At 61.1% G+C, this 14,974-nt stretch carries 12 protein-coding genes; 7 read left to right on the top strand and 5 right to left on the bottom strand.

Going from position 1 to position 14,974, the window contains the following annotated elements:
- Positions 1–21 precede the first annotated feature (21 nt).
- The 5 genes from pyrR to gshB form a co-directional block, all read right to left on the bottom strand.
- On the bottom strand, positions 22–528 hold the full coding sequence (gene pyrR, locus ACIF4X_RS19800) for a bifunctional pyr operon transcriptional regulator/uracil phosphoribosyltransferase PyrR (RefSeq protein ID WP_034153653.1): 507 nt from the start codon (positions 526–528) through the stop codon (positions 22–24).
- A gap of 80 nt (positions 529–608) precedes the next feature.
- Positions 609–1,046 carry a Holliday junction resolvase RuvX gene (ruvX, locus tag ACIF4X_RS19795; RefSeq protein ID WP_007913667.1) on the bottom strand — a complete coding sequence of 146 codons (438 nt, stop codon included), beginning with the start codon at positions 1,044–1,046 and terminating at the stop codon, positions 609–611.
- Positions 1,046–1,618, bottom strand: a complete 573-nt coding sequence (locus ACIF4X_RS19790) for a YqgE/AlgH family protein (protein ID WP_397483417.1) — start codon at positions 1,616–1,618, stop codon at positions 1,046–1,048. The genes ruvX and ACIF4X_RS19790 overlap by 1 nt, the downstream gene beginning before the upstream one ends.
- Before the next feature lie 193 nt (positions 1,619–1,811).
- Positions 1,812–2,711, bottom strand: coding sequence for an energy transducer TonB (locus ACIF4X_RS19785; RefSeq protein WP_008077848.1), 900 nt, complete (start codon positions 2,709–2,711; stop codon positions 1,812–1,814).
- Positions 2,712–2,818: 107 nt separating this feature from the next.
- Positions 2,819–3,790, bottom strand: a complete 972-nt coding sequence (gshB, locus tag ACIF4X_RS19780) for a glutathione synthase (protein ID WP_397483416.1) — start codon at positions 3,788–3,790, stop codon at positions 2,819–2,821.
- Between the two features lie 225 nt (positions 3,791–4,015).
- Here gshB and pilG point away from each other — a divergent pair, with 225 nt between their 5' ends.
- The 7 genes from pilG to ACIF4X_RS19745 all read left to right on the top strand — a co-directional run bounded on the left by pilG (position 4,016) and on the right by ACIF4X_RS19745 (position 14,868).
- Positions 4,016–4,420, top strand: coding sequence for a twitching motility response regulator PilG (gene pilG / locus ACIF4X_RS19775; RefSeq protein WP_007913673.1), 405 nt, complete (start codon positions 4,016–4,018; stop codon positions 4,418–4,420).
- 60 nt (positions 4,421–4,480) lie between these two features.
- Positions 4,481–4,846: a twitching motility response regulator PilH gene (pilH, locus tag ACIF4X_RS19770; RefSeq protein WP_007913674.1), complete on the top strand. Its 366-nt coding sequence runs from the start codon at positions 4,481–4,483 to the stop codon at positions 4,844–4,846.
- Positions 4,847–4,856: 10 nt separating this feature from the next.
- Positions 4,857–5,396 (top strand): chemotaxis protein CheW, encoded by a 540-nt coding sequence (locus tag ACIF4X_RS19765; RefSeq protein WP_007913675.1) that lies wholly within the window; start codon positions 4,857–4,859, stop codon positions 5,394–5,396.
- A gap of 141 nt (positions 5,397–5,537) precedes the next feature.
- Complete coding sequence (locus tag ACIF4X_RS19760; RefSeq protein WP_397483415.1) at positions 5,538–7,586, top strand: methyl-accepting chemotaxis protein; 2,049 nt, start codon at positions 5,538–5,540, stop codon at positions 7,584–7,586.
- Positions 7,587–7,597: 11 nt separating this feature from the next.
- Entirely contained in the window at positions 7,598–13,507 is a 5,910-nt protein-coding gene (locus ACIF4X_RS19755) for an Hpt domain-containing protein (protein WP_397483414.1), read from the top strand.
- Complete coding sequence (locus ACIF4X_RS19750; protein ID WP_397483413.1) at positions 13,500–13,970, top strand: chemotaxis protein CheW; 471 nt, start codon at positions 13,500–13,502, stop codon at positions 13,968–13,970. Before ACIF4X_RS19755 ends, ACIF4X_RS19750 begins: the two co-directional genes overlap by 8 nt.
- Before the next feature lie 532 nt (positions 13,971–14,502).
- Complete coding sequence (locus tag ACIF4X_RS19745) at positions 14,503–14,868, top strand: DUF6124 family protein (RefSeq protein WP_123376177.1); 366 nt, start codon at positions 14,503–14,505, stop codon at positions 14,866–14,868.
- The last annotated feature ends 106 nt before the right edge of the window (positions 14,869–14,974 follow it).

Raw genomic sequence — 14,974 nt, 5'->3', positions numbered from 1 at the left:
GGGGACTCTCAATAGGGCGGATTAAAGGTTGAAGTCTTGCAGTTCGAGCGTCAGCGGCTCGGGGCCGGACAGCTTCACCCGTTCGTGCGCGGCCAGCGACAGCGTTGCGCCCACCACGTTCGGGCGGATCGGCAGCTCGCCAGCGTCCAGGTCCAGCAGGCAGACCAGGGTCACGCTGGCCGGGCGGCCGTAGTCGAACAATTCGTTCATGGCGGCGCGGATGGTGCGACCGCTCATCAGTACGTCGTCGATCAGCACCAGATGCTGGCCTTCGATCTCGAAGGGCAGGGCGGACGGGCGCACTTGCGGGTGCAGGCCGTTCTGGCTGAAGTCGTCGCGGTAGAAGGACACATCCAGCGTGCCCAGTGGCGCGTCGCTGCCCAGTTCCTTGAGCAAGGCCTGCGCGACCCAGATGCCGCCGGTGCGGATGCCGATGTAACGCGGTTCAGTGATTTCACGCTGGGCAAGGTGCGCCTTGAGGCGGGTCGCCATCTGGCTGATCAGATCGGCGGGATTTGGCAGGCTCATGGTTGCTCCTTGTTGGGGGCGAGTCGGGTCCTTGGACGCAACTCGGTTTTTCACTCAAAAGAAAAGCGCCGAAGCGCTTGTCAGGATTCAAACAATGCAGTGTTTTCATCGAGCCAGCCCTGCAACAGCAGAGCGGCGGCGATGGCGTCCACCGGGTTGTCGCGGTAGCTGCCTTTCTGGCCGCCCCGCACCAGTCGCTCGCCCTTGGCCTCGAAAGTGGTCAGGCGTTCGTCGTGGGTATAGAAGGGCACATTGAAGCGGCCGTTGAGGCGGCGGGCGAATTTCTCCGCGCGCAGGCACATTTCACTCGGCGTGCCATCCATGTTCAGCGGCAGGCCGACGACCACGGCGTCGGGCTTCCATTCCTTGAACAGCGCTTCGACCTGATTCCAGTCGGGAATGCCGTTTTGCGCTTTCAGCGTGCACAGCTCGCGGGCCTGGCCGGTAATCACCTGGCCGACCGCGACGCCGATCTGTTTGGTGCCGTAGTCGAAGCCGAGAATCAGGCGCAGGGCCATCAGGCGTGTCCTGCCTGGCTGGTCAGCAGGCTGAGGTTGATCCCCAGGTGCCGGGCCGCCGCTTCGAGGCGCAGTTCGCTGCTGGTGTTGAAGAGGATGTCGGCGTCGTACGGGCAGTTCAGCCAGGCGTTGTCGGCCAGCTCAGCTTCCAGCTGCCCGGCTTCCCAACCGGCATAACCGAGGGCAATCAGGCTTTTTGCCGGGCCGACGCCGTCAGCGATGGCGAACAGCACGTCTTGCGAGGTCGACAACGAAAGGTCGCCATCCAGCTGTGCGGTGGCCTGGAAGGTTTTCCCGGCTGGATGCAGGACAAAACCGCGATCGGTCTGCACCGGACCGCCGATGAAGATCGGCACATGCTGGCACAGTGCTGGCGGTTCGATGTCCGGGCGCAGTTGCTCGAGAATGTCGGCCAGATTCAGCTCTTGCGGTCGATTGACCACAATCCCCATCGCGCCATTGGCCGTGTGCTCGACGATGTAGGTCAAGGTGTGGGCAAAGTTCGGGTCGGCCATGTGTGGCATGGCGATCAGGAATTGATGCTTGAGGTAGCTGGGGCTGACGTTTTTCATGTGCGCTAGTGTGGCGTTCGGGGGGCAAACTGACAAGCTGGAGATGTCTGGGAAATGCTGCAAAAAACCTCGAGCAATGCTGATCCCTGTGGGAGCGGGCTTGCCCGCGATGGCGTCAGGTCAGTCTCCATCAATGTCGGATGTGCCGGCCCCATCGCGGGCAAGCCCGCTCCCACAGGGTTTTGCAGTGTCTTTAATTGCTTGAGAGCTTGTCGCCGCGGGCGAATTTCCAGGTACGAATGATTTCCAGACGGTCGATATCCGACAAGTCCCCGGTGAACGGGGCAAACGGTGCCGCCAGTCGGACGATGCGCTGCGCCGCCTGATCCAGCAGCGGCTGACCGGACGACTCCAGCACCAGCACTTCATACAGCGAGCCGTCGCGGTTGATCGAGACCATCAGGCGCAAATTGCCGTAGATCTGCTTGCGCCGTGCTTCCTCGGGGTAATTGAGGTTGCCGATGCGCTCGACCTTCTTGCGCCAGTCGTCCTTGTACCAGGCGCCCTTGTCGCGCATGGTCGACGCCGCGCTCAAGCGGTGGATACGCGGGCGCTTGGCGTACAGCTGTTGTTCCTTGGCCAGTTCGGCTTCGAGGCTGGCGATGTCGCTGGACAGCTGCGAGCTGTCGAACTCGGGCGCGTCGACCGTCGGTTTGACTTCGGTCTTGGTTTCTTCTTTCTTGGTCGGCGCTTTTTTCGGCTTCGGCGCGACGGTGGTCACCGCAGCCTTGGGCGCAGCCTCCTGCACTTCTGGCTTGGCGGCCGGTGGCGGCGTAACTTTTTTGACCTGATTGTCCTGGAATGGCGCCACTTCAGTGGTTTTCGGAATCGCCTTCTTGTCCAGCGTGCCGCTGCCTTCCTGATGCTCTTGAGCAAGAAAGTCAGCCTTCTCCGGCTTCTTTTCGCTCTTGAAGGTGGCGAGGGTGATTTCCAGGGTTTTGCTGATTTGCTTGGGCTCGACCATCGTGAAGCCGACGCCGAGCAGCAGCGCCAAATGGATCAGCGCCGCGAGGAACAGGGTAAATCCGAGGCGATCGGCCGGGCGCACGCCACGGTGGGCGAGTTCTGCGGGCAGATCGGACGGGAGGGTCATGACAAGAAAACCAACATCGCGTTTTTCAGAGGCTGCGCATGATAACGCAATGTTGGTTTCACGCCTTGGGCTTCACGCTTCAAGCGACAGACTGCATGTGACGTGCATCAAGCTTGTGGCTTTTTGCCGGCGGCTTGCAGCTTCTTGGCGATCGCGTCCATCAGCATGCCGCCGATATCAGTGCCAAACGCATTGTCGATTTCACGAATGCAGGTCGGGCTGGTCACGTTGATTTCGGTGAGGCTTTCGCCGATCACATCGAGGCCAACGAACAGCAGACCTTTCTCACGCAGGGTCGGGCCGACCTGAGCGGCGATCCAGCGATCCTTTTCAGTCAGCGGGCGCGCTTCACCACGGCCACCGGCGGCGAGGTTGCCACGGGTTTCGCCCTGCGCCGGAATCCGCGCCAGGCAGTAATCCACCGGCTCGCCGTCGATCATCAGGATGCGTTTGTCGCCGTCCTTGATTGCCGGCAGGTAAGCCTGGCCCATGATCTGCTGGCCACCGAGGGCGGTCAGGGTTTCCAGGATCACCGACAGGTTCGGATCGCCCGCGCGATGACGGAAAATAGAAGTGCCGCCCATGCCGTCCAGCGGCTTGAGGATCACGTCGCCGTGCTTGGCGGCGAATTCACGCAGCACGTCGGCGCGACGGCTGACCACGGTCGGCGGCGTGCACTGCGGGAACAGCGTGGCGAACAGTTTTTCATTGCAGTCGCGCAGGCTCTGCGGCTTGTTCACCACCAGCACGCCAGCGGTTTCGGCCTGTTCGAGCAGGTAGGTGGAGTAGACAAACTCCATGTCGAACGGCGGATCCTTGCGCATCAGGATCACGTCCAGATCGCTCAGCAGGTTGTCCTGCTCGGCGTCCAGTTCGAACCATTTTTCCGGGTTGGCGAAGACTTTCAGCGGCTTCATGCGCGCCCGGGCCTGACCTTCGCCCTGATACAGGTCGCGCTGTTCCATATAGAACAGTTCCCAGCCACGCTTCTGCGCGGCCAGCAGCATGGCCAGCGAGCTATCCTTTTTATAGGAGATGCTGGCGATAGGGTCCATGACAATCCCGACGCGAACGCTCATTGGGTTTTCCTCGAAAATTGGCTACCGGATCGGTATTGAAAAAGTGCCGCCAGAGTGGCGCCGGGCGGGTTTTCGGTCAAGGAAAAACCCGTCGATAGATTGCATCTGGAGACTGTGCTAAAAAGGCTGCCAAGCGGTGCTGGCCCTTGAACATCAAGGGTTTCCAGCCATTACTCATCGCAAAACGGACAATTTGATTCGCAAAGGCGACGGTAGAGCCCTCTTATGGAACAGCAGTCCAGCGCCTTGAAGGTCATGGTGATCGACGACTCGAAAACGATTCGTCGCACCGCCGAAACATTGTTGAAGAATGTCGGGTGCGAAGTGATCACGGCGATCGACGGTTTCGACGCCCTGGCGAAGATCGCCGACAACCATCCCGGGATCATTTTTGTCGACATCATGATGCCGCGTCTGGATGGTTATCAGACCTGCGCTTTAATCAAGAACAACAGTGCATTCAAGGCCACGCCGGTGATCATGCTGTCATCGCGTGATGGGCTGTTCGACAAGGCCAAGGGGCGGATTGTCGGTTCCGATCAATTTTTGACCAAGCCTTTCAGCAAGGAAGAACTGCTCAACGCGATCCAGGCCCATGTTCCGGGCTTCGCCGCCGTTTTGCCGCAGTAAGACACGTACAGAGACACGCGGCCAGCGGGCCGGGGGTCGACAAGAAAAATGGGGAAAACCATGGCACGTATCCTGATCGTCGATGATTCGCCGACTGAAATGTACAAACTCACCGGCATGCTCGAAAAGCACGGCCATGAAGTGCTCAAGGCCGAAAACGGCGCCGACGGCGTGGCCCTGGCCCGTCAGGAAAAACCCGACGCGGTGCTGATGGACATCGTCATGCCCGGCCTCAACGGTTTCCAGGCCACTCGCCAGTTGACCAAGGACGCCGACACCAGCCACATCCCGGTGATCATCATCACCACCAAGGATCAGGAAACCGACAAGGTCTGGGGCACCCGTCAGGGCGCCAAGGACTACCTGACCAAACCGGTCGACGAAGACACCCTGATCAAGACCCTGAACAACGTGCTCAAAGGCTGATCGCGCAACCATGAGTGAATCGCTGACCGCGTTCGAACTGCTCTGGCAGATCGACCAGCGCTGCCGCTTGCTGGCGGCGGACCTGCCGTCGCAACCGGCGCGCCAGGATCGCTGGAGCGGCATCGGCTTTCGCCTTGGCGAGCATTGGTATGTGGCACCGATGGGCGAAGTCAGCGAAGTGCTGCACGAACCGCGCTTTACTCAATTGCCCGGGGTCAAGCCGTGGGTCAAAGGCGTGGCTAACCTGCGTGGGCGGCTGCTGCCGATCATGGATCTGTGCGGCTTCTTCGGCCATGAACTGTCGCCGTTGCGTAAACAGCGGCGGGTCTTGGTGGTCGAGCACGGCGACGTGTTTGCCGGGTTGATGGTCGATGAGGTTATTGGTCTGCAGCATTTCGAGCAGGACAGCTTCGAACCGATCTCGATCAGCAAGCGCCAGGGCTCGAAGGCCGAGTTCGTCAAAGGCTATTTCCGCCGCGAGCAGAACTGGCGGGTGTTCAGCCTGTTTGCATTGGCCAAATCCCCGGTGTTCATGAGCGTCGCGATATAACAGATTCAACACCGTCTCCTGTGGGAGCGGGCTTGCCCGCGATGGCGTCAGATCAGTCGCCATCAATGTAGGATGTGCCGGCCTCATCGCGGGCAAGCCCGCTCCCACAGGGTAAGTGGAACGTTCCCAAGGCGAGGACCGATGACAAAAGCAAAAACAGGCAAGCCGGCGGAAGGCTCGCGCAGTCGCTCGCAGATCATCGTGCTGTTCATCGCACTGATCGTGTTCATCATGCTGCTGTTCGCCAACTTCGCGTACCTCAACACCCAGGCGAACTACGACAAACAGTACATCGGCCACGCCGGTGAGTTGCGCGTGCTCTCGCAACGCATCGCCAAGAACGCCACCGAAGCCGCCGCCGGCAAGGCGGCCGCGTTCAAGTTGCTCAGCGATGCGCGCAACGATTTCGCCCAGCGCTGGGGTTACCTGAAAAAAGGTGATCCGGTCACCGGCCTGCCGCCGGCACCCGCCACCGTGCGCCCGGAAATGCGCGCCGTGCAGCTCGACTGGGAGCGCCTGCTGAAAAACACCGACGCGATTCTCTCCAGCGAACAGACCGTGCTGTCGCTGCATCAGGTCGCCGCGACCCTGGCCGAAACCGTGCCGCAGTTGCAGATCGAATACGAAAAAGTCGTCGAAATTCTTTTGCAACGCGGCGCCCCGGCGGCGCAAGTGGCGATGGCCCAACGTCAATCGCTGCTGGCTGAGCGCATCCTCGGCGCGGTCAACACCGTGCTCGCCGGCGACGAAAACTCGCAGCAAGCCGCCGACGCCTTTGGCCGCGACGCCACGCGTTTCGGCCAAGTGCTCAACGGCATGCTGCAAGGCAACCCGGCGCTGAAAATCAGCCAGGTCGAAGACCGCGATGCCCGTGCGCGCTTGAGTGAAATATCCGAGCTGTTCCAGTTCGTTTCCGGCTCCGTCGATGAAATCCTCGAAACCTCGCCCGAGCTGTTCAAGGTCCGCGAATCGGCGAGCAACATCTTCAGCCTCTCGCAAACCCTGCTCGACGAAGCCTCACACCTGGCCACTGGTTTCGAGAACCTTGCCGGCGGGCGCAACACCGACACCATCGGCGGCTACGTCCTCGGCTTGCTGGCCCTGGCCTCGATTATCCTCATTGGTCTGGTGATGGTCCGCGAAACCAATCGGCAACTACGCGAAACCGCCGAAAAGAACGAGCGCAACCAGAACGCGATCATGCGTCTGCTCGACGAGATCGAGGACCTCGCCGACGGCGATCTCACCGTGACCGCCTCGGTGACCGAAGACTTCACCGGCACCATCGCCGACTCGATCAACTACTCCGTCGATCAACTGCGCGATCTGGTTGCGACCATCAACCTCACCGCCGGTCAGGTCGCCGCTGCGGTGCAGGAAACCCAGGCCACCGCGATGCATCTCGCGCAGGCCTCGGAGCATCAGGCCCAGCAGATTTCCGAAGCCTCGACGGCGATCAGCGACATGGCCGAATCCATCGATCAGGTTTCAGCCAACGCCGCCGAGTCTTCGGCGGTAGCCGAGCGTTCCGTGGAAATCGCCAACAAAGGCAACGAGGTGGTGCACAACACCATCCACGGCATGGACAACATTCGCGAGCAGATTCAGGACACCGCCAAACGCATCAAGCGCCTCGGCGAGTCATCGCAGGAAATCGGCGACATCGTCAGCCTGATCGACGACATTGCCGACCAGACCAACATCCTCGCCCTCAACGCGGCGATTCAGGCGTCGATGGCCGGCGATGCCGGACGCGGTTTTGCTGTGGTCGCCGACGAAGTGCAGCGGCTGGCCGAACGCTCGTCCGCCGCCACCCGGCAGATCGAAACCCTGGTGCGGGCGATTCAGACCGACACCAACGAAGCGGTAATCTCGATGGAGCAAACCACCACCGAAGTGGTGCGCGGCGCGCGACTGGCGCAGGATGCCGGTGTGGCCCTGGAAGAAATCGAAGGCGTGTCGAAGACCCTCGCGGCGCTGATTCAGAGCATCTCCAACGCAGCGCAGCAGCAGACGACTTCGGCCGGGCAGATCTCACTGACGATGAACGTGATCCAGCAGATCACCTCGCAAACCTCGTCCGGCTCCACGGCCACCGCCGATAGCATCGGCAACCTGACGAAAATGGCCAGTCAGCTACGGCGTTCGGTGTCCGGCTTCACCTTGCCGGCGGCGACAGATAAAGCGTGAGTGGAGTGGTTATGGGTGATCGGCACGACTATGTGGCCCTCGAGTGGGTCAAGGGCGAAATTGCCGAAACGCTGAAGCAGGCGCATCAGGCGATTGAAGCCGTGCTCGATGATCCGCAGGCTTTTCCCGGGCTGGACGAGTGCCTGGATTACATCCATCAGGTTCACGGCAGCCTGCAGATGGTCGAGTTCTACGGCGCAGCGTTGCTCGCCGAAGAGATGGAACATCTGGTCGAAGCCCTGCAGCACGAACGCGTCAGCCACCGCGACGAAGCGCTGCACCTGTTGCTGCAAGCCCTTGGGCAATTGCCGATCTACCTCGACCGCGTGCAGAGCGCCCGCCGAGATCTGCCGTTGGTGGTGCTGCCGCTGATCAACGATTTGCGCAGCGCCCGTGGCGAAAGTCTGCTCTCGGAAACCAGTCTGTTCAGCCCGCAACTGCCCGAGCTATCGCCCTTGAGCGCTGATACGCTAGCGCTGCTCGAACCGGCAGAGCTACCGAATGTGCTGCGCAAATTACGTCAGATGCTGCAAATGGCTTTGGTCGGTTTGCTGCGCGAGCAGGACGACCAGACGCATCTCGACTATCTGGCGAAAGTCTTCACCCGCCTCGAAGCCCTGAGCGGTGATGCGCCCCTGAGCCCGTTGTGGCAAGTCGCCTTGGCGCTGGTCGAAGGCATGCGCGAAGGCGTCATCGCCAACAGCCCGGCGCTGCGCAGCCTGTTCAAGGACGCCGACAAAGAACTCAAACGCCTGCTCGATCAGGGCATGACCGGGCTCAATCAGCCTGCCCCGGCGGAGCTGCTGAAAAGCCTGTTGTTCTATATTGCCAAAGCCGAACATCCCACCGGGCAGATGCTGACCATGAAAGATCGCTACTCCCTGGACGACGCGTTGCCCGACAGCGCGATGGTCGACGAAGAACGCGCACGCCTGGCCGGCCCCGACCGCGATGCGATGCGCTCGGTGCTGGCGGCGTTGTGTGAAGAACTGGTGCGGGTCAAGGAGCGCCTCGATCTGTTCGTACGCAGCGACCGTCAGCACACCTCCGATCTGGAAAGTCTGCTTGCGCCGCTGCGGCAGATCGCCGACACCCTTGCCGTGCTCGGTTTCGGCCAGCCGCGCAAAGTCATCATCGATCAATTGGCCGTGGTGCTCAGTCTTGCCCAAGGCCAGCGCGAACCGAATGACGCGATCCTGATGGACGTCGCTGGCGCGCTGCTTTACGTCGAAGCGACGCTGGCCGGGATGGTCGGCACCGTCGAACCGGAAAGTCCGGAAGATGCGCGCCTGCCGACCACCGACCTGACGCAGATCCATCAGATCGTCATCAAGGAAGCACGCATCTGCCTGCAACAGGCCAAGGACATGATCGTCGACTACATCGACGCCGATTGGGATCGCCAGCAACTGCAAGCGTTGCCGGCGCTGCTGACCCAGGTGCGCGGTGCGCTGGCGATGATTCCGCTCAGTCGCGCGGCGAGTCTGGTCGAAGCCTGCAACGGTTTCATCCGCGAACATCTGTTGCTCGATCCCCACGAGCCGGGTTGGGAGCAACTGGATCGGCTGGCCGATGTCATCAGCAGCCTTGAGTACTACCTCGAACGCTTGAGCGATGACCCGCAGGCCCCGGGCGAACAATTACTGGATGTCGCGCAGAAATCCCTCGCCAGTCTGGGTTTCTTTCCCGATGAACAGCCTGGTGCGCAGCATGTGCCCGTGCTCGACGACGTGCTCAGCCCCAGCGAAGCGCTGGTGATGCAGGACATGCAGGCGCTCGACGATCCTGAGATCGTGCAGTCGCTGGCCGACGTTCTGGCCAGCCCGGTTTCGGCGCTCAACCCGCCGGCCCTGATTACTCCCGGCAGCCTGATGCCGCCGCCGGCCGATGAAGAACCGGTCGACGACGAATTGCGCGAAGTGTTCCTCGAAGAGACTGACGAGGTTCTCGAAGTTCTCCACGAATACCTGCCGCGCTGGATCGCCAATTCGCAGGATCGTGATGCACTGACCGAACTGCGCCGCGCCTTTCACACCCTCAAGGGCAGCGGTCGTATGGTCCGCGCGCTGATCCTCGGCGAGCTGGCGTGGTCGGTGGAAAACCTGCTTAACCGCGTGCTCGAACAAAGTGTCGAACCGGGCTCGGTGGTGCAGCAGGTGCTGACCGACACCGTGCTGTTGTTGCCTGAACTGATTAACGAATTCGCCACGAACAGCCAGCGTCAGCGCAGCGATGTCGATCAGCTCGCGGCCCGTGCCCACGCCTTGGCCAAGGGTGACGAGCCACTGGCTGCCGAAGACGTCGACGATGTCGCCGCGCTCGATCCGTTGTTGCTGGAGATCTTCCGCAAAGAAGCTGAAACCCACCTCGCCAGCCTCAATCGCTTTCTCGATCAAGCCGCCGAGCATGTGCCATTGCAGGCCAGCGACGAACTGCAGCGCGCCCTGCACACGCTAAAGGGCAGCGCGTCGATGGCCGGTGTGTTGCCGATTGCCGAACTGGCCGCGCCGCTCGATCAACTGGCCCGCGAGTTCAAGGCGCACCAGCTGCCGCTGGATCTCGACGAAGTGGAATTGCTGCTCGAAGCCGAGGGCCTGTTCCGCGTCGGCCTGCGTCAACTCAAGCATGATCCGTTGGCACCGATTGTTGGCGCGCAGTCGCTGATCAAACGCTCGGAGACTCTGCTCACCGAGCGTCTGGAATCGATCCTCAGTGCGCCGCACACCGGCCTGCGGATAAAGCGTGATCCGCAACTGATCAACAACTTCCTCGCCCAGGGCATGGACATCCTCCTCGACGCGGAAAACCTCTTGCAGCGCTGGCAGCAACATCCCGGCGAGCGTCAGGAACTCAGCGCGTTGCTGGATGAACTGACCACCCTTGGCGAAGGCGCACACATGGCCGATCTGCTACCGGTCGATGTGCTCTGTGAAGCCTTGCTCGATCTGTATGGCGCGGTGGAAGAAAGCAGCCTGGCGGTCAGCGAGCGCTTTTTCCAGGAAGCGCAAAACGCCCATGAAGCGCTGATCAACATGCTCGACGAACTGGCGGCCGGGCAGGAGGTCACGCCGCAGCCAGCGCGGATTCGTGCCTTGCATGATCTGCTCGATGAGAGTCTCGACCCGTCGTCCATGGGCTTGATCCGCAGCGATGGCAGCCGCACTTTGAGTATCCGTGAACTGGGCAGCGCCACCGCCGAGTTGCAGCAAAAGGCAACGGCGCTTGAACCCGATGACGAGATTGTCGAGATTTTCCTTGAAGAAGCGGTCGACATTCTCGACAGCTCAGGCCAGGCCTTGCAGCGCTGGCTGAGCGACCCGGATAACGCTGCGCCGCTGTCCTCGTTGCAGCGGGATTTGCATACGCTCAAGGGCGGTGCGCGGATGGCTGAAGTCGAGGCCATCGGCGATCTGGCCCAGGAGCTGGAAAGCCTCTACGAAGGTCTGGTCGATCGTCGTTATCACTACAGCGAAAGCCTGGGGCGCTTGCTGCTCAAGAGCCATGACCGCTTGGCGCTGTTGCTTGATCAGTTGCAAAACCATCAGCCGCTGACCCCGGCGCTGGATCTGATCGAAGTCATCCGTCAGGTGCGCCAAGGTCAGAATGTTGCCGAAGCGCCGCCAGCTACAACCGAGCACGACAGCGCTGGCCATGATCCGGAGTTGCTGGAGATCTTCCTCGAAGAAGGTTTCGACATCATCGAAAACTCTGGCGCCGCGCTGCTGCGCTGGCAGGCCGAGCCGGGCAATCGCCAGGAAGTGGAAACCCTGCTGCGCGATCTGCACACCCTCAAGGGCGGCGCGCGGATGGTCGAAATCGGCCCGATCGGCGACCTCGCGCATGAGCTGGAATACCTTTACGAAAGTCTTTCCAGCGGCGCTTTGCAGCCGTCGGCGGAGCTGTTCGCACTGGTGCAGCGCGGCCATGATCGACTGGCGCAAATGCTTGATGGCGTGCGCGCCGGGCAACCGTGCCCGCCGGCGGATCGGTTGATCAATGCGATCCAGAATTTCAGTCATCCGGTAACGGTCGAAACACCGCCAGCGTTGCCGCTGCCCGCCAAGACCGAACCCGCGCCGCCGGCTGCCGAGGCTGGCGCGGACATGGTCAAAGTCTCCGCCGAATTGCTCGATGAACTGGTTAACCTGGCCGGCGAAACCTCGATCTTCCGTGGCCGTATCGAACAGCAGGTCAACGACGCGCAGATCGCCCTGAACGAGATGGAAACCACCATCGAACGGATGCGCGATCAGTTGCGCCGCCTCGACACCGAAACCCAAGGGCGGATTCTCAGCCGTCAACAAGTCGATGCCGAGCGCCTTGGCTACGAAGAATTCGATCCACTGGAAATGGACCGCCATTCGCAGTTGCAGCAATTGTCGCGGGCGCTGTTCGAATCGGCTTCCGACTTGCTCGACCTCAAGGAAACCCTTGACCGCCGCAACCACGACGCCGAGAACCTGTTGCAGCAACAGGGGCGCATCAACACTGAATTGCAGGAAGGCCTGATGCGTACGCGCATGGTGCCGTTCGAGCGCATGTTGCCGCGCCTGAAACGCATCGTCCGCCAGGTCGCCGAAGAGCTGAACAAAGACGTCGCGTTTGTCGTCGGCAACGCTGAAGGCGAGATGGACCGTAACGTCCTCGAACGCATGGCCGCGCCGCTGGAACACATGCTGCGCAACGCCGTCGATCACGGTCTGGAGTCCGCCGAAGTACGGCTGGCGGCGGGTAAACCGGCGCAAGGGAAGATCAGCCTCGACCTGTCCCGCGAGGGCGGCGACATTGTTTTCGACATCCGCGACGACGGCGCCGGGGTGCCGCTGGAAGCCGTGCGCAAGAAGGCGATCAAACGCGGCATGCTCGCGCCGGAAGCCGAGATCAGCGACCGCGACGTGTTGCAGTTCATCCTTCAGCCGGGGTTTTCCACAGCGGAAAAGATCACCCAGATTTCCGGGCGCGGCGTCGGCATGGACGTGGTGCACGAAGAGGTACGGCAACTCGGCGGCAGCATGAGCATCGATTCGGTGCCGGGGCAGGGCGTGCATTTCCGCATTCGCCTGCCGTTCACCGTGTCGGTCAACCGTGCACTGATGGTGCAGTGTGGCGAGGATCAATACGCGATTCCGCTGAACACCATCGAAGGCATTGTTCGCGTGTTGCCGAATGATCTGGAAGCGCACTTCCGGGTTGATCCGCCGCGTTATCAATACGGCGGCCAGACCTATGAGCTGTGCTACCTGGGCGAACTGCTGAAAACCGCGCCACGGCCGAAATTGCTCGGCCAGAACCTGCCGTTGCCGGTGCTGCTGGTGCATTACAACGACCGGCGCATCGCCGTGCAGGTCGACACCATGGCCGGTACGCGGGAGATCGTGGTCAAGAGTCTCGGCGCGCAATTCGCGGCAGTGCAAGGCGTGTCCGGCGCGACGATTCTCGGCGATGGCCGGGTGGTGCTGATTCTCGATTTGCTCGCGCCAATTCGCGCGATGCAAGCGCGGGTTCCGCAGACACCGACGCTGCCGGAGATCGACAGCGAACCGCACAAACCGCTGCTGGTGATGGTGGTCGACGACTCGGTGACCGTGCGCAAGGTCACCAGCCGTTTGCTCGAACGCCACGGCATGAACGTGCTGACCGCCAAGGACGGTGTCGACGCCATGCTGCTGCTCGAAGAGCACATGCCCGACCTGATGTTGCTCGACATCGAAATGCCGCGCATGGACGGCTTCGAAGTCGCCACCCAGGTGCGCAACGACGAACGCCTGCAACACCTGCCGATCATCATGATCACCTCGCGCACCGGGCAGAAACACCGCGATCGCGCGATGGCGATTGGCGTCAACGACTACCTCGGCAAGCCGTATCAAGAGTCGGTGCTGCTTGAAAGCATTGCCCAATGGAGCAAGAAACATGCATGAGCGCCGGCACAATCAGCGCAGCAGCCAGCTGACCGGGTTGTTGCTGCCGTTGGCGGATCGCAATTTGATCCTGCCTAACGTCGCTGTCGCTGAGTTGATTGACTATCAGGCCAGTGCCTTCGATCTGGACACGCCGCCGTGGTATCTGGGGCGAGTGAAGTGGCGTGAGCGGCAGATTCCTCTGCTCAGTTTTGAGTCTGCGTGCGGGCAGAAAATCGTCATTGGCGAGCGCGCGCGGATCGTGATTTTGAATGCGCTGGGCGGGTTGCCTGAGCTGAAGTTCATTGCGCTGCTGGTGCAGGGGATACCGCGGTCGTACAAGCTCGATAGTCAGTTGAGTTATGTCGATGTGCCGTTGTGTGCGCTGGAGCAGGCGGCGGTGCAGGTAGGGGAACAGGTGGCGAAGGTGCCGGATTTGTTGGGGTTGGAGAGTTTGTTGGTGGATGCTGGGCTGGTCCATTGATCCAGAATTCGTGTTGCTTTGACTGGCCTCATCGCTGGCAAGCCAGCTCCCACAGTGTCCGAGTTGTATTCGAATTCTGTGAACCACACAAAACCCTGTGGGAGCTGGCTTGCCAGCGATGAGGCCAGTTGCATCAGCAAACTCTTACAGGCAAATCCTCAATTTCTGCAGTGCAATAAACACCATTCAGCCACGCTGTTTAAAGACACCCGGTGTTACGGCTCCCTAGCCTACAAATCCTTGCGCCGCTGCCTACGCATGCACCAGAATCCGCCGGCTTGTACGCCTTGGGCTGGCTGCGTAACTTGATTCCGTCACTGATTTCCAGTGATCGGGTTTAGTAGCCCGCCATATTTGGGGCGTATAGCTCATCAGACAGTCAGGTACTCCATACCTGCACTTTATGGTGGTTGTGCGCAGGGCGCCTTCGGGCGCGCCGGTTTCCCAGATCCCCGGTCTACTAACCTGCGCACAGCTGCCTCCACTTCTTTTAGTAGGGAAGCGGTGGCTAGCCCGAATGAGGATCTGGTAAATGTTCAAAGTAACGCCAAACCCGCCGGTCACCGACCCGGCATCCCCCTACGAATCCCCCGACTCAAAGAAATTCCACGAAGCCGCCGAGCGCGCCCTCGACCATTACCTCGGCCCGACCAACGCCGACCTCATGGCCACGCCCTACACCCCGAACACGCTGTACATGGCCAACCCCAATGCCGACACCGAATCCCTGCTGGCCGACGCCAGCGAAACCCTCGGCTCGGCCACGGTGATGCTCAACAACCACGCGGCAACGGTGGAAGGTACGCACCGCAAGACTGTGCAAGGTATTGCGCAGGTGGTGATGGTGGCGGAGATGGCAGTCAACCGTTTGTTGGACAGGTTGGTGCCGACGGAGTGACTTAAAAGCCGACCCTCACCCCAGCCCTCTCCCTGTATGTACCGGAGACATGGTGGACACATGTTCGGAGACATGGTGGACGGTTTTAGATCTTCTTACCTGCCGT

Source organism: Pseudomonas sp. NPDC085632 (assembly GCF_044541255.1).
Taxonomy (GTDB): Bacteria; Pseudomonadota; Gammaproteobacteria; order Pseudomonadales; family Pseudomonadaceae; genus Aquipseudomonas.
The sequence above is the reverse complement of the archived record's forward strand: the minus strand, read 5'-3'. Positions and strand labels throughout refer to the sequence as shown.

Bases quoted from the DNA above. Each gene is read 5' to 3' on its own strand.
- pyrR (WP_034153653.1), bottom strand. From the start codon at position 528: ATGAGCCTGCCAAATCCCGCCGATCTGATCAGCCAGATGGCGACCCGC.
- ruvX (WP_007913667.1), bottom strand. From the start codon at position 1,046: ATGGCCCTGCGCCTGATTCTCGGCTTCGACTACGGCACCAAACAGATC.
- ACIF4X_RS19790 (WP_397483417.1), bottom strand. From the start codon at position 1,618: ATGAAAAACGTCAGCCCCAGCTACCTCAAGCATCAATTCCTGATCGCC.
- ACIF4X_RS19785 (WP_008077848.1), bottom strand. From the start codon at position 2,711: ATGACCCTCCCGTCCGATCTGCCCGCAGAACTCGCCCACCGTGGCGTG.
- gshB (WP_397483416.1), bottom strand. From the start codon at position 3,790: ATGAGCGTTCGCGTCGGGATTGTCATGGACCCTATCGCCAGCATCTCC.
- pilG (WP_007913673.1), top strand. From the start codon at position 4,016: ATGGAACAGCAGTCCAGCGCCTTGAAGGTCATGGTGATCGACGACTCG.
- pilH (WP_007913674.1), top strand. From the start codon at position 4,481: ATGGCACGTATCCTGATCGTCGATGATTCGCCGACTGAAATGTACAAA.
- ACIF4X_RS19765 (WP_007913675.1), top strand. From the start codon at position 4,857: ATGAGTGAATCGCTGACCGCGTTCGAACTGCTCTGGCAGATCGACCAG.
- ACIF4X_RS19760 (WP_397483415.1), top strand. From the start codon at position 5,538: ATGACAAAAGCAAAAACAGGCAAGCCGGCGGAAGGCTCGCGCAGTCGC.
- ACIF4X_RS19755 (WP_397483414.1), top strand. From the start codon at position 7,598: ATGGGTGATCGGCACGACTATGTGGCCCTCGAGTGGGTCAAGGGCGAA.
- ACIF4X_RS19750 (WP_397483413.1), top strand. From the start codon at position 13,500: ATGCATGAGCGCCGGCACAATCAGCGCAGCAGCCAGCTGACCGGGTTG.
- ACIF4X_RS19745 (WP_123376177.1), top strand. From the start codon at position 14,503: ATGTTCAAAGTAACGCCAAACCCGCCGGTCACCGACCCGGCATCCCCC.